This window comes from Bradyrhizobium sp. (assembly GCF_035935975.1).
Taxonomy (GTDB): domain Bacteria; phylum Pseudomonadota; class Alphaproteobacteria; order Rhizobiales; family Xanthobacteraceae; genus Bradyrhizobium.
Genome location: NZ_DASYWN010000051.1, coordinates 18928 through 31758 on the forward strand (window position 1 = coordinate 18928; position 12831 = coordinate 31758).

Below are 12831 nucleotides of genomic sequence, written 5' to 3' on the forward strand. Positions count from 1 at the left end.
CGAAACGTGTTGCCATTCGGTTCATCAGTCTGTGAGATCAAGCACGATTGATTCACCATGATGGTTGCCGTGCAACATCAGATGCGGCAAGGTTCGCGGGCTGTTCCCGTTCGCCGCAAGTCTCCGGAAACCATGACATGACAATCACGCGCCGCGGTTTCCTTTCGGCCTCGGCGGGCCTTGCCGCGATGCCGGTCCTGCGCGCGACTGCCGCACCCCTGCCGCGCGACGCCGACATCGTCGTGATCGGCGCCGGGGCGGCCGGAATAGCGGCGGCGCGACGCGTCATGGCGGCCAACCGCAAGGTCGTGGTGGTCGAGGCGGCCTCGCAAGTGGGCGGGCGCTGCATCACCGATACGACGACCTTCAACACGCCGTTCGACCGCGGCGCGCGCTGGCTGCACAATCCCGAGACCAATCCGATGATCCGGCTGGCGCGAAACGCCGGGCTCGAATTGGTGCCGGCGCCGTCAGGCCAGAAGATGCGTATCGGCCGCCGCAACGCGCGCGCCGGCGAGACGGAGGAATTTCTGGCGGCGCTGGTGCGCGCCAACCGCGCCATCGACGAAGCCGCGCGCGGCAAGCTCGATACGTCCTGCGCCTCCGTGCTGCCGAAGGATCTCGGCGACTGGGCTGGTGCTGTCGAATTCATGCTGGGCGCGAGCTTTGCAGGCAAGGACCTGAAGGAGTTGTCGGCGATCGACAAGGCCCGCGCCCAGGACCGCAACGCCGCGATCGCCTGCCGCCAGGGTCTGGGCACCCTGATCAGCAAGCTCGGCGAGCAGGCGCCGGTTGCGTTGTCGACGCCGGCGAGCCGGATCGTCTGGAGCAACCGCGACGTCAGTGTCGAGACGCAATCCGGCAAGATCGCCGCGCGCGCCGCCATCGTCACGGTCTCGACCAATGTGCTGATGTCAGGTGCGATCAAGTTCGCGCCGGACATTCCCAAGCGGACGCTGGACGCGGCGTCGAAGCTCAGCCTCGGCAGCTACGACCACATCGTGCTGCAACTGCCGGGCAATCCGCTTGGGCTGTCGCGCGACGACATTCTCATCGAGCAGAGCAATTCGACCCGCACGGCGCTGATGTACGCCAATATCGGCGGCTCCTCGCTGTGCGCGATCGACGTCGGCGGCTCGTTCGGCCGCGATCTCTCCGAGCAGGGTGAAGCGGCGATGGGCGCCTTCGCGAAGGAATGGATCACAAAACTGTTCGGCAGCGAGGCCGCGGCCGCGGTGCAGAAGACCAGTGCGACCCGCTGGAATGCCTCGCCCTTCGTGATGGGCGCGATGTCGGCGTCGTCGCCCGGCGGCCAGCTCTCGCGAAAGATCCTGACCGAGCCGGTCGGCAGTGTGTTCCTCGCCGGCGAAGCCACCCACGAGACGCTGTGGGGCACCGTCGACGGCGCCTGGGAAAGCGGCGAGCGCGCCGCGGATGCAGCCCTGCGCAAGATCGGCGCGCTCAAGGACGAGTCGGCGGACGTGCCGACGCAGTCGACCAAACGCCGCCGCGCGCCGCGGCAGTAAGGCAACTAGCGCAAGATCCCGTCCAGCGCCGGCAGCCCGAACACGACTGCCATCGCGATCAGCGCGTAGCAGATGCCGCGAAACACCTTCTCGCTGGCGCGGCCGAACAGCGAGGCGCCGAACGCGACGCCGAGCGCGTAGACCGGGCCGACGATCAGCGAGAGCAGCAGCGATTCGCGGCTGATCAGGCCGGTCGTGGCGTAGCTGACCATCGAGAAGAAATCCGACGCGCCGAAGAACAGCAGGATGTTGGCGCGCGCGACGATCGGCGCGATGGGGCGGCCGAGCCAGTAGCCGACGATCGGCGGGCCGCCGGTCTGTGCAAGGCCGCTGCAGAAGCCCGAGAGGCCGCCGATGCCGATCGAGAGCCATGCGTGGTCCTTGCCGCGATAGCGCCAGCCCGACAGCAGCAGAAGCAAGAGCGCCGCGACGAAGCAGGAGATGATCCAGCGCGTGGTGACGGGTTCGAGCACGCTGAGGAAATAGGTGCCGACGGGCACGCCGATCAGCGCACCGAACACGATCACGGCGGTCGCCTTGCGATCGGCCTTTCGCCACGCGTCGGGCAGCAGCGGGGCCGCCGCGACGAAATCGATCACGAGCAGGAGCGCGGCAACGAGCCGCGGCGCAGCGAAGCTGCTCGCCAGCGGCATGAAGATCAGCGCCGAGCCGAAACCGGAGAAACCACGGGCGGTGCCCGAAACGAAAGCGACGGCGCAGAGCGCCATCGCAATGGTGAGGCTGACATCCTTCGGCAGGAAGTCGGTGATGCTCATGCTCCGCTATTCCAGAGCATCACGCTCTCAGCGTGCCGCCGGTCTTCTTCGTGACCTCCGCGACGATCTTCGCCGCGACGGCGTCGATCTCCTGATCGGTCAGCGTCTTTTCGCGCGGCTGCAGCGTGACCGCGACCGCGATCGACTTCTTGCCGTCGTCGATGCCCTTGCCTTCATAGACGTCGAAGACGTTGACGCCGGTGATCAGCTTCTTGTCGACGCCCTGCACGGCGCGGACGATGTCGCCGGCCTTGACACCACGATCGACGATGAAGGCGAAGTCGCGCGACACCGGCTGGAATGCCGACAATTCGATCAGCGGCTTGGCGCGGGTCGGCTTCTTCTTGGCCTCGGGAATGCGGTCGAGGATCACCTCGAACACGACAAGCGGGCCGTCGGCACCGAGCGCCTCGAGCGCACGCGGATGCATCTCGCCGAAATAGCCGAGCACGTTCTGCGGGCCGATCTGGATCGTGCCGGAGCGGCCGGGATGCAGCCAGCCAGGTCCGCCGGCCACGATCTGCAGCGCCTGCATCGGCGCGCCGGCCGCTGCCAGCACCGCCAGCGCATCAGCCTTGGCGTCGAACACATCGGCCTGCGCCGAGCCCGTCCAGTGCCGGCCGAGACCTTCCGAGGAGGCAAAGCCGCGGCGCACGCCGCTCGCCGCCATGAACTGATCCTGCGGGCGATCGCCCCTGAAGATCTGGCCGACCTCGAACAGCGCGACATCGCTTGCGCCGCGATTGGCGTTTGCTTGCGCTGCCGCGATCAGGCCCGCGAGCAGCGTCGGGCGCATGTCGGAGAGATCGGATGCGATCGGGTTGGCGACTTCGAGCTCGCGTTGGCCGCCGCCGAACAGCTTTGCCGCGGCCTTGGTGATGAACGACCAGGTCACCGCTTCGATGATGCCGCGGCTTGCCAGCGCGCGCCGCGCGCGGCGGGTGCGAAGCTGCAGCGGCGTCAGCACGGGTTTCCGCGCATCGTCGCCGCGCTCGAACGGCGTCATCGGCACCTTGTCGACACCGAAGATGCGGACGACCTCCTCGACGATGTCAGCCTTGCCGTGCACGTCGGAGCGCCAGGACGGCACCGCGACTTTCACGACCGGGCCGGGGCCCGCCATCATGAAGCCGAGATGGGTCAGGATGCGTTTCATCTCGGGCTGCGGCACCTCGATGCCGGACAGGCGCTTGACCTCGGTCACGGGGAAATCGATCACGCGGTCGTCGCCAAAAGCCTTGCCGACCACGACGTTCTCGGACGGCGCGCCGCCGCACATCTCCATCACCAGCCTGGTCGCGAGCTCCAGTCCTGGCACCATGAAGGCCGGGTCGACGCCGCGCTCGAAGCGGTAGCGCGCATCGGAGTTGATGCCGAGCTTGCGGCCGGTCTGCGCGATGTTGATCTCGTTCCACAGCGCCGACTCGATCAGCACGTCAGTGGTGTTCTCGTCGCAGCCCGAGGCTTCGCCGCCCATGATGCCGGCGAGCGATTCGACGCCATGCTCGTCGGCGATCACGCAAATGGCAGGATCGAGATTGTAGGTGCGGCCGTCGAGCGCCAGCAGCGTCTCGCCGTCGCGGGCGTGGCGCACCACGAGATTGCCCTTCACCTTCTTGGCGTCGAACACGTGCAGCGGGCGCGCGCGGTCGTAGGTCATGAAGTTGGTGATGTCGACCAGCGCGTTGATCGGACGCAGCCCGATCGCGGTCAGCCGCTTCTGCAGCCATTCCGGCGACGGGCCGTTCTTCACCCCGCGCACGAGGCGTAGCGCAAAGCCCGGGCACAGTGTCGCGTCCTCGACCGTCACCTTCACGGGACAAGGGAATTCGCCCTTGATCGGCTTGATCGTGGGGTCCTTGAACTTGCCCATGTCGGCGGCGGCGAGATCGCGTGCGATGCCGTGCACGCCGGTGCAGTCCTGCCGGTTCGGCGTCAGATTGATCTCGACCACGGGATCGCCGAGCGCGGCCCATTCGGCGTAGCCTGCGCCGATCGGCGCGTCCGCCGGCAATTCCATGATGCCGTCATGGTCGTTGGAGATCTGCAGCTCCGCCGCCGAGCACAGCATGCCGCGGCTCTCGACGCCGCGGATGGTGCCGACGCCGAGCGTGATGTCCTTGCCGGGAATGTAGGTGCCGGGCGGCGAGAACACGCTGACGAGACCCGCGCGCGCATTCGGCGCGCCGCACACGACCTGCACCGGCGCGCCACCGTCACCGGTGTCGACCATGCAGACGCGCAGTCGATCCGCATTCGGATGCTGCTCGGCCGAGATCACCTTCGCGATGGTGAAGGGCTTGAGCGCCTTCGCCTTGTCCTCGATGTTCTCGACCTCAAGCCCGATCATGGTGAGCTTGTCGGCGAGCTTGTCCAGCGGCTCGTCGGTGTCGAGATGATCCTTCAGCCAGGAGAGGGTGAATTTCACGAGCTCAGCCCTCCGGCAAGCGTTGGCACTTCGAGCGGCTTGAAGCCGTAGTGGGACAGCCAGCGGACGTCGCTGTCGAACAGCTGGCGCAGATCGGCGATGCCGTATTTCAGCATGGCGATGCGGTCGATGCCCATGCCCCACGCAAAGCCCTGGTACTCGTCGGGATCGATGCCGCAGGCGCGCAGCACGTTGGGATGCACCATGCCGCAGCCGAGAATCTCCAGCCAGTCCTCGCCTTCGCCGAAGCGGATCTCGCCCTTGTCGCGGCGGCACTGGATATCGACTTCCAGCGACGGCTCGGTGAACGGGAAGAACGACGGGCGGAAGCGCATGTTGATGTGGTCGACCTCGAAGAACGCCTTGCAGAACTCGTGCAGGATCCATTTGAGGTGGCCGAGATGCGAGCTCTTGTCGATGACGAGGCCTTCGACCTGGTGGAATTGCGGCGTGTGGGTCGCGTCCGAATCGATGCGGTAGGTGCGGCCCGGGCAGATCACGCGGATCGGCGGCTTCTGGCTCAGCATGGTGCGCACCTGCACCGGCGAGGTGTGGGTCCGCAGCAGCATGCGCGAGCCGTCCTCCTTCGGATGGAAGAAGAACGTGTCGTGCATCTCACGCGCCGGATGGCCTTCCGGGAAATTCAGCTTGGTGAAGTTGTAGTCGTCGGTCTCGATATCGGGACCTTCGGCGACCGAGAATCCCATGTCGGCGAAGATCGTGGTCAGCTCATCCCAGACCTGGCTGAGCGGATGGATGCGGCCGGCTTCGGCCTGCGCATCGCGCAGCGGCAGGGTGACGTCGACGGTTTCGGAGGCGAGCCGCGCATCGAGCGCCGCCGACTTCAGCACGTCGCGCCGTGCGGCGAGCGCCTCGGTGACCTTGTCCTTGGCCTGGTTGATCGCGGCGCCTTGCGTCTTGCGTTCGTCGGGCGACATCTTGCCGAGCGTGGCGAGCAGCGCCGAGATCGAGCCCTTCTTGCCGAGCGCTGCGACGCGCACCGCTTCGAGCGCGGCTTCGTCGCCGGCGCCGGCGACCTGGTCGAGGATGGATGTTTCGAGCGTTGCGAGGTCGGACACAGTCAAATCCTTGCTGCTAAATTCGGCTGGGTTGTCGCCGCGAGAAGGGCGTAACGTCAAGCGAAAAGCCGGTCATTTGGCGCTCTGAACGGCTGGGTTGAACCTCGCGCGGGGGCCCGGCACCAACGGGGATACGAGGAGACTTTTGCGATGCTCACGAAACCCAGTCTGGCCGTTCTTTTTGCCGCTTCGACCGTCGTTCTGTCGGTTGCCGGCACACCGGCGCACGCCATGGTCTGCATGGACAAGTCCATGACGCTGGACGAGGTCGTGGCCGCCATCGGCGACCAGAAGAGCTGCGACAGCGCGATGAAGCTGGCTCAGGATTGCCAATTGACCGCGAGCGGCGATGTCCAACTCGGGGCCGCCGTCGAGAAGAAATGCGAGGCGGATTTCATGCCCGGCCTCAGCGCCCTCCGAAAACAGTCCTACAAGCGCGAGATGCGCGCATGCGACCTCAAGTACCGGAATAAATCCGGCACCATGTATCTGTCGTTTGGGGCGTTCTGCCGGGCGGAGGTCGCCCAGCGTTACTCGCAGCGCGCGCTGAAGGCTGCGGGCCGGAAGGCCCGCTAGCGCAAGCCTCAGGCGGCGAGAGCGGCTTTGGCCTTCTCGGCGATCGCCTGGAACGCGGCGGGCTCGCTGATCGCGAGATCCGACAGCACCTTGCGGTCCACGGTGATCCCGGACTTGGCCATGCCGTCGATAAATCGGCTGTAGGTCAGGCCGAACGGACGGACGGCAGCGTTGATGCGCTGGATCCAGAGCGCGCGGAACGTCCGCTTCTTACGCTTGCGGTCGCGGAAGGCGTACTGCTGGGCCTTCTCCACGGCCGGCTTGGCGGCGCGGATGGTGTTCTTGCGGCGGCCGTAGAAACCCTTGGCGGCCTTGTAGACTTTCTTGTGCTTGGCGTGGGCGGTCACACCGCGTTTGACGCGAGCCATGACGAATATCCTTCAGAGATGACTTGTTTTTCGGATCGCCGCGCAGGACGCGGCGGAGCTGGCAATGATCGTGGACGCGATCAGGCGTTCGGCAAGAAGTACTTCTTGACGTTGTCGCCGTCGGTCTTGAACAGCACCGAGGTGCCGCGCAGCTGACGGATCTGCTTCTTCGTCCGCTTGATCATGCCGTGACGCTTGCCGCGATGGGCGAACATCACTTTGCCGGTGGCAGTCACCTTGAAGCGCTTTTTAGCGCCCGATTTGGTCTTCAGCTTGGGCATTTGGCTCTCCTAATGGCCAACGAAATCCGCCCGCGAAGGCGGCGTGGCCGTCAAAAATGCTCGTTAGAGCGTTGATTGTGCTCAGGTTTTACGAACAAGCGCGAAACCCGCACGAAACACCGCCACGGCAGCCCTTAATCAGCCGGGCGATGAAGGCCGGGCTTATGACAGAGAACGGGCGAATTGGCAACGATGAACCGGTGGAACCTACCGGCCGACTATCCGGAGCTGGTACACTCATGTCCGAGCCGTGTCGCTCGGAGCAGGACTAAAATGGCCCATTCCCCGCAGCTTCTTTCCCGTTTGACCGATTTCGCCCGCCCGCGCCATCTGGCGCTGCTCGCCGTGCTCGCCACCGCGGCGCTGCCATCGACCGCCGACGCGCGCATCGCCCGCTATGACGGCATCTGGAACGTCACCTTCGCCACCACCCGCGGCAATTGCAGCTCGGGCTACAGCGTCCCCTTCACCGTCACGGGCAGCCGCGTCACCTCCGCCGGCGGCGGCCGGGTCTCGGGCACCGTCAACCGCGCCGGCTCCGTCGCCGTCCAGGTTTCGGTCGGCGCGTCCCATGCCAGCGGCGGTGGCCGGCTCGCCGGCGTGAACGGTGTCGGCTCGTGGCGCGGCATCATCTCCGGCGACCAGTGCAGCGGCACCTGGCAGGCGACGAGGAGCTGATACACAAACGGCCCGCCGGAGATCCGGACGGGCCGTTGAACTCTCAAGTCCCAATGAGCGCTATCAGCGCGGTGCCAGCACCATGACGACCTGGCGACCTTCGAACCGTGCGTCCTGCTCGACCTTGGCGAGCTCGGCGACGTCGGTCTTGATCTTGTCCAGCAGCTTGGTGCCGATTTCCTGGTGCGCCATTTCGCGGCCGCGATAGCGCAGCGTGATCTTGACCTTGTCACCCTCTTCGAAGAACCGCTGCATCGCGCGCATCTTCACGTCGTAATCGTGATCGTCGATCATCGGACGGAGCTTGATCTCCTTGATCTCGACGATCTTCTGCCGCTTCCGGGCTTCGGCGGCCTTTTTCTGGGCGGAATATTTGTACTTCCCGTAGTCCATGATCTTGCAGACGGGAGGGCTGACATTCGGCGAGATCTCGACCAGATCCATGCCAGCTTCCTGGGCCATCCGGATGGCCATGACGGTCTCGACCGTGCCTTTGTTGTCACCGGCCTGATCGATCAGCTGGATCTGCGCATTGCGAATATCATCATTGATGCGCGGCCCGTCTTTGCTGGCAACGGGCGGGGCTTTATTGGGACGGCGAATGGGTGGTTCTCCAAAGTTGTGAAAGAAGCGGCTATCTTGAAGGAAGATGCGTTTGGCGGCAAGCAATTCGCTCGTGCCCCGCTCGAAAAACCCTCAAATGCGAGGCATTTTAGTCACGCCTGGGCACGCTGACCGACATAGACACGTTGCTTCTGTTCCGCAAGCGTCCCAAAGGGCAATAGACGACACCGGGCTGCGGAACAGGTCCGAACAGCTCAAACCGCACAGCCAGAGTAAACGTTCCATGACCGATATAATTCCCGAGGCCACGCTCGACTTCATCGAAGTAGGCGAAGGCAAGGCAGGTGAGGGCAAGGCTGCACGCAGGATCGCGGTGCGCCATCGCGCCGGCGGTGGACCCGGGCTGGTGTGGCTCGGCGGGTTCAAGTCGGACATGCAGGGCGGCAAGGCTGTCGCGCTGGACGCCTGGGCCGGGGACCGCGGCCGCGCCGTGGTCCGGTTCGACTATTCCGGTCACGGCGAATCCGGTGGCGATTTCGCCGATGGAACCATCGGAAGCTGGCTTGAGGACAGCGTTGCGGTGTTCGAGCGGTTCTGCGACGGCCCGCAGGTCCTGATCGGCTCCTCCATGGGCGGCTGGATGGCGCTGCTGCTCGCGCGCGAGATCAGGAAGCGTTCCGGCAAGGAATCATTAAAGGGATCGTTGAAGGGATCGCTGGCCGGTCTCGTGCTGATCGCGCCCGCGCCCGATTTCACCGAGGAGCTGATGTGGAAGAAGTTCTCGCCCGAGGTGAAGCAGGAGATCGAGACCAAAGGCTTCTGGCTCAGGCCGTCCGAATATGGCGACGGCTCACCCTATCCGATCACGCGCAAATTGATCGAGGAGGGCCGCAATCATCTCGTGCTCGGCAGCGCCATCGATCTCGGTTGCCCCGTCCGCATCCTGCAGGGCGCGCAGGATCCCGACGTGCCCTGGCAGCACGCCTTCGCGCTGACGCATCGCCTGCCGGCCGACGACGTCGTGCTGACCTTGATCCAGGACGGCGACCACCGCCTCTCCCGCCCGCAGGACATCGCGCGCATTCTTGCCGCCGTGGCCGAGATCGGGTGAAGTTGTAGGACGCCCTGTCATTGTTCGCGAAGCGAGGCATGACAGAAACGGGAAGGGAGAAACGTCAATGACAACCACCGCCGCCATGCTCCGCGCCTTCTGCGATGCTGTCGAGCAGCGCAACGGCCGTGCCTTTGCCGAGCTCTTCACCGAGGACGGCGTCTATCACGACGTGTTCTACGGCGCCTTCGAAGGCCGCGAGAAGATCGCGGCGATGGTCGACGACTGGTTCTATCGCACGGCGACCGATTTCCGCTGGGACATGCATGATCCCGTCACCGACGGCACCACGCTCTATGCGCGCTACACGTTCAGCTACAGATCGACGCTGCCGGAAGCCGCCGGCGCGCGGGCGATGTTCGAGGGCGTCGCGATCATGACGCTGCGTGACGGCAGCATCGTGAGCTATCACGAGGTCGCCAATACTGCGCCGGCATTCGTCGATCTGAAATTTGCGCCTGAGCGTATTGCGAAGATCGTCGGCAAGCAGGGCGCGGAGCTGAAGGCGCGGCCGGAGATGAAGCGGCATTTGGTGTAGGTGCGCCTCTCTCCGCCCGTCATTCCGGGCTCACGCTTCGCGTGCCCCGGAATGACAACACCTACCGAGGCGGTGGCTTCGCCATCGGCTTGCGCTGCGCCAGCGCGGCGACGGTCGCGGTGCCGATCGGCCCCTGCTCGTCATAGAGCCAGCACTCGCCGATCGCGACGCCGTCGGTGGCCTGGTGGTTCACCACGTCGAAGCCGATCCAGTTCGTCACCGGCAGACGGTGCAGATAGATCGTCACGTCGCTGTTGATGTAGCCGAGCCCCTTGTCGCCGGCATTGGCAAAGGGGCTGGCGAAATCGGCGCCGGTGGCGACATGGACGAACGGCGTCATCGGCACGCCCGCAACGAGCTCACGCACCTCGCTCATCCACAATCGGCGCGGGCCGAGCGAGCCCATATGGCCGACGATGGGCCGCGTCGTCCATTTGCCGTTCATGCCGAGCCTGGGATCGGTCGGCTTTGGAATGTCATCAGGCTTCGGCACGTCCCAGTTCGGCGGCGACCAGACATTGCCGTCGGGATTCTGCGTCCGCCGCAGCAACTGGCAGGAAGCGCGCGCCATGCTGACGCCGCCGGACAAGAATTCCGCCTCGATCACGCGGATGCGCAAGCCGTCGCGCACCAGCCGCGTCGTCACCTCGATCGGCTTATCGATGGTCGGCAGCCGAAACATGTCGACCGTGAGCCGCGCCGGCACATAGTCCGGACCGGAATGGCGCTCCTCGATGGCGAAGCCGAGCAGGCCGATGATGACGCGTCCGTGCAGCGATTTCGGATCCCAGGGACCGTTGGCAACTTCCGTCGGGTGGAATGTGTCGCCGTCGCGCGTGAAGAAAGGCATGTTTGTCATGGCGCGCGACATTGCGGGAACGGGTGGGGAAATCAAGGGTGGCCAATCCTCATCCTGAGGAGGCGCGAAGCGCCGTCTCGAAGGATGCAGGTCCCCGCTGCTGCATCGTGGCCTCCATCCTTCGAGACGCCGCTACGCGGCTCCTCAGGATGAGGGTCAGAGAGCGGCTTGCCACTCCTCGCGCACGCTCTCGTCGTGCTCGCCGCTCATCGCAGCGCTCTTCATCGCGTCAAACGCATCCCGCGTCACCAACTGCCCCAACGCCCACACCGCAGCCCCACGCACCAGCGGGCTCGCGTCGTCCAGCAGTCGCCGTGCTTCTTCCGCCAGCGCCGCGTCACCCGAATTGCCAATCGCAATCAGCACATTCCGCAGGAAGCGATCGCGGCCGATGCGCTTCACCGGCGACTTCGTGAACAGCGCGCGGAACGCTGCATCGTCGAGTCGAGAAAGCTCCGCAAGGCCAGGCGCACGCAATTCATCACGCGCGGCAAGCTTGGCCTCGCGCCCTTCCTGCGCGAACTTGTTCCACGGGCATGCCGCAAGACAATCGTCGCAGCCATAGATGCGGTTGCCGATGCTCTTGCGAAACTCGTGCGGGATCGGCCCCTTGTTCTCGATGGTGAGATAAGAGATGCAGCGCCGCGCATCGAGCTTGTAGGGTGCGGGGAATGCCGAGGTCGGGCAGATGTCGAGACAGGCCTGGCACGAGCCGCAATGATCGATCTCGGCATGATCGCGCGGCAGCTCCAGCGTGGTGTAGATCGCGCCGAGAAACAGCCACGAGCCGAACTCGCGCGAGACCAGATTGGTGTGCTTGCCCTGCCAGCCGAGATGCGCGGCCTGCGCTAAGGGCTTCTCCATCACCGCCGCGGTGTCGACGAACACCTTCACTTCCGACGGCGCGGTCGCGACCAGCCAGCGCGCCAGTGCCTTCAGGCGCTTCTTGATGAGGTCGTGATAATCGTCGCCCTGCGCATAGACCGAGATCGCCGCGCGCGTGCGCTCTTTGAGGATCGCGAGCGGATCCTGGTCGGGACCGTAATTGAGGCCGAGCATGATGACGCTGCGCACGTCGGCCCACAGCCCGCGCGGATCGACGCGGCGCTCCGGCTGGTTGGCGAGCCAGTCCATGTCGCCATGGCCGCCCGAGGCGATGAACTCGAGAAAATGCTTTCCGGCGTTCTCGATCGTGCCTGGCGCGGTCACGCCGATACAGTCGAAGCCGAGGGTGCGCGCCTCGCGCGCCAGCGCCGCCTTCAGTTCAGTCGGATCGGAGTTCAGAAATCCAGGTCCACGTAGGTGCGCGACGCCGGCACGCCCGCCAGCCATTCGCTCAGCAGCGGACGGAACGACGGGCGGGATTTCACCCGCGCGTACCACGCCTTTGCTGCGTCGTCCTCGCTCCATGGCACGTCGCCCAGATAGTCGATCGCCGAGAGATGCGCCGCGGCGGCGAGATCCGCGTAGGTGAGCCGGTCGCCGGCGAGGAAATTACGCGTCTGCGCCAGCCAGCCGATATAGGCCAGATGATAGCGCACGTTGGCCTTCGCCGCGCGCATCACGTCGGCCGAAGGCGGGCCGCCGCCGTTCTCCTCGCTCATGAAGCGCTTGTAGATGCGCTCGGTGACGAGCGGGTGCGAGACCTCCTCGAAGAACTTCTCGTTGAACCAGGCCATCAGCCGGCGCACCTCGACGCGCTCGGTGACCGTCTGCGGCATCAGGCGCTTGGGTCCCATGTCGGCGCCATAGGCCTCGTCGACATATTCGGCGATGATGGCCGCGCCCGGAATCGGGGGCTGCTCGTCGTCCAGCAGGACCGGCGTCGCGCCGGCTGCATTGAGCAGCAGAAATGCCTCGCGCCGTTCCCAGCTGCGCTCTTCGACCAGCTTCACGTCGAGCCCGTATTCGCCCGCGATCAGGCGGATGAATCGCGAATGCGGACAGAACGGATGATGAAACAGCGTAAACATGAAGCCTTTGACTATTTGATGGTGCTTAAGAATCCATCAATGTTTGTGCGGCGCCACACTAGTCCTTCAAAACC

14 protein-coding genes are annotated in these 12831 nt (G+C 65.2%); 5 read left to right on the forward strand and 9 right to left on the reverse strand.

Annotated elements, in window-relative coordinates:
* Positions 1 to 137 precede the first annotated feature (137 nt).
* Entirely contained in the window at positions 138 to 1526 is a 1389-nt protein-coding gene (locus VGR99_RS30195; protein ID WP_326903602.1) for an NAD(P)/FAD-dependent oxidoreductase, read from the forward strand.
* A gap of 5 nt (positions 1527 to 1531) precedes the next feature.
* On the opposite strand, the gene VGR99_RS30200 is transcribed toward VGR99_RS30195, so the two are convergent.
* Genes VGR99_RS30200 through pheS form a run of 3 tightly spaced genes read right to left on the reverse strand, consistent with a single transcriptional unit; the run spans position 1532 to position 5809 of the window.
* Entirely contained in the window at positions 1532 to 2302 is a 771-nt protein-coding gene (locus VGR99_RS30200; RefSeq protein WP_326903603.1) for a sulfite exporter TauE/SafE family protein, read from the reverse strand.
* Between the two features lie 19 nt (positions 2303 to 2321).
* Complete coding sequence (gene pheT, locus VGR99_RS30205; RefSeq protein WP_326903604.1) at positions 2322 to 4730, reverse strand: phenylalanine--tRNA ligase subunit beta; 2409 nt, start codon at positions 4728 to 4730, stop codon at positions 2322 to 2324.
* A complete protein-coding gene (pheS, locus tag VGR99_RS30210) occupies positions 4727 to 5809 on the reverse strand; it encodes a phenylalanine--tRNA ligase subunit alpha (protein ID WP_326903605.1) in 1083 nt (360 codons plus the stop codon). The genes pheT and pheS overlap by 4 nt, the downstream gene beginning before the upstream one ends.
* 150 nt (positions 5810 to 5959) lie before the next feature.
* Between pheS and VGR99_RS30215 the strand changes: the two genes are divergently transcribed.
* Positions 5960 to 6385 carry a hypothetical protein gene (locus VGR99_RS30215; protein ID WP_326903606.1) on the forward strand — a complete coding sequence of 142 codons (426 nt, stop codon included), beginning with the start codon at positions 5960 to 5962 and terminating at the stop codon, positions 6383 to 6385.
* A gap of 8 nt (positions 6386 to 6393) precedes the next feature.
* Here VGR99_RS30215 and rplT read toward each other — a convergent pair whose 3' ends face one another.
* Both rplT and rpmI read right to left on the reverse strand, forming a co-directional pair.
* Positions 6394 to 6753, reverse strand: coding sequence for a 50S ribosomal protein L20 (rplT, locus tag VGR99_RS30220; RefSeq protein WP_220012688.1), 360 nt, complete (start codon positions 6751 to 6753; stop codon positions 6394 to 6396).
* A gap of 80 nt (positions 6754 to 6833) precedes the next feature.
* Entirely contained in the window at positions 6834 to 7034 is a 201-nt protein-coding gene (rpmI, locus tag VGR99_RS30225; RefSeq protein WP_027535561.1) for a 50S ribosomal protein L35, read from the reverse strand.
* A 273-nt stretch (positions 7035 to 7307) separates the two neighbouring features.
* Here rpmI and VGR99_RS30230 point away from each other — a divergent pair, with 273 nt between their 5' ends.
* Positions 7308 to 7712 (forward strand): hypothetical protein, encoded by a 405-nt coding sequence (locus VGR99_RS30230; protein WP_326903607.1) that lies wholly within the window; start codon positions 7308 to 7310, stop codon positions 7710 to 7712.
* Between the two features lie 63 nt (positions 7713 to 7775).
* Here the strand turns inward: VGR99_RS30230 and infC are convergent, their stop codons facing one another.
* Positions 7776 to 8315: a translation initiation factor IF-3 gene (gene infC / locus VGR99_RS30235; protein WP_080670072.1), complete on the reverse strand. Its 540-nt coding sequence runs from the start codon at positions 8313 to 8315 to the stop codon at positions 7776 to 7778.
* 244 nt (positions 8316 to 8559) lie between these two features.
* On the opposite strand from infC, the gene VGR99_RS30240 reads away from it, so the two are divergent.
* Positions 8560 to 9387: an alpha/beta hydrolase gene (locus tag VGR99_RS30240; RefSeq protein ID WP_326903608.1), complete on the forward strand. Its 828-nt coding sequence runs from the start codon at positions 8560 to 8562 to the stop codon at positions 9385 to 9387.
* A 67-nt stretch (positions 9388 to 9454) separates the two neighbouring features.
* Positions 9455 to 9925: a nuclear transport factor 2 family protein gene (locus VGR99_RS30245; RefSeq protein ID WP_326903609.1), complete on the forward strand. Its 471-nt coding sequence runs from the start codon at positions 9455 to 9457 to the stop codon at positions 9923 to 9925.
* Positions 9926 to 9986: 61 nt separating this feature from the next.
* Here the strand turns inward: VGR99_RS30245 and VGR99_RS30250 are convergent, their stop codons facing one another.
* The 3 genes from VGR99_RS30250 to VGR99_RS30260 form a co-directional block, all read right to left on the reverse strand.
* A complete protein-coding gene (locus VGR99_RS30250) occupies positions 9987 to 10784 on the reverse strand; it encodes an acyl-CoA thioesterase domain-containing protein (RefSeq protein WP_326903610.1) in 798 nt (265 codons plus the stop codon).
* Between the two features lie 156 nt (positions 10785 to 10940).
* Positions 10941 to 12116, reverse strand: coding sequence for a tRNA epoxyqueuosine(34) reductase QueG (gene queG, locus VGR99_RS30255; protein ID WP_326903611.1), 1176 nt, complete (start codon positions 12114 to 12116; stop codon positions 10941 to 10943).
* Positions 12065 to 12757 carry a glutathione S-transferase family protein gene (locus VGR99_RS30260; RefSeq protein WP_326903612.1) on the reverse strand — a complete coding sequence of 231 codons (693 nt, stop codon included), beginning with the start codon at positions 12755 to 12757 and terminating at the stop codon, positions 12065 to 12067. Before VGR99_RS30260 ends, queG begins: the two co-directional genes overlap by 52 nt.
* Positions 12758 to 12831 lie beyond the last annotated feature (74 nt).

Coding starts and splice junctions, on each gene's coding strand:
- VGR99_RS30195 (WP_326903602.1), top strand. CDS start 138: ATGACAATCACGCGCCGCGGTTTCCTTTCGGCCTCGGCGGGCCTTGCC.
- VGR99_RS30200 (WP_326903603.1), bottom strand. CDS start 2,302: ATGAGCATCACCGACTTCCTGCCGAAGGATGTCAGCCTCACCATTGCG.
- VGR99_RS30215 (WP_326903606.1), top strand. CDS start 5,960: ATGCTCACGAAACCCAGTCTGGCCGTTCTTTTTGCCGCTTCGACCGTC.
- rplT (WP_220012688.1), bottom strand. CDS start 6,753: ATGGCTCGCGTCAAACGCGGTGTGACCGCCCACGCCAAGCACAAGAAA.
- rpmI (WP_027535561.1), bottom strand. CDS start 7,034: ATGCCCAAGCTGAAGACCAAATCGGGCGCTAAAAAGCGCTTCAAGGTG.
- VGR99_RS30230 (WP_326903607.1), top strand. CDS start 7,308: ATGGCCCATTCCCCGCAGCTTCTTTCCCGTTTGACCGATTTCGCCCGC.
- VGR99_RS30240 (WP_326903608.1), top strand. CDS start 8,560: ATGACCGATATAATTCCCGAGGCCACGCTCGACTTCATCGAAGTAGGC.
- VGR99_RS30245 (WP_326903609.1), top strand. CDS start 9,455: ATGACAACCACCGCCGCCATGCTCCGCGCCTTCTGCGATGCTGTCGAG.
- VGR99_RS30250 (WP_326903610.1), bottom strand. CDS start 10,784: ATGACAAACATGCCTTTCTTCACGCGCGACGGCGACACATTCCACCCG.
- queG (WP_326903611.1), bottom strand. CDS start 12,116: ATGGCTGGCGGGCGTGCCGGCGTCGCGCACCTACGTGGACCTGGATTT.
- VGR99_RS30260 (WP_326903612.1), bottom strand. CDS start 12,757: ATGTTTACGCTGTTTCATCATCCGTTCTGTCCGCATTCGCGATTCATC.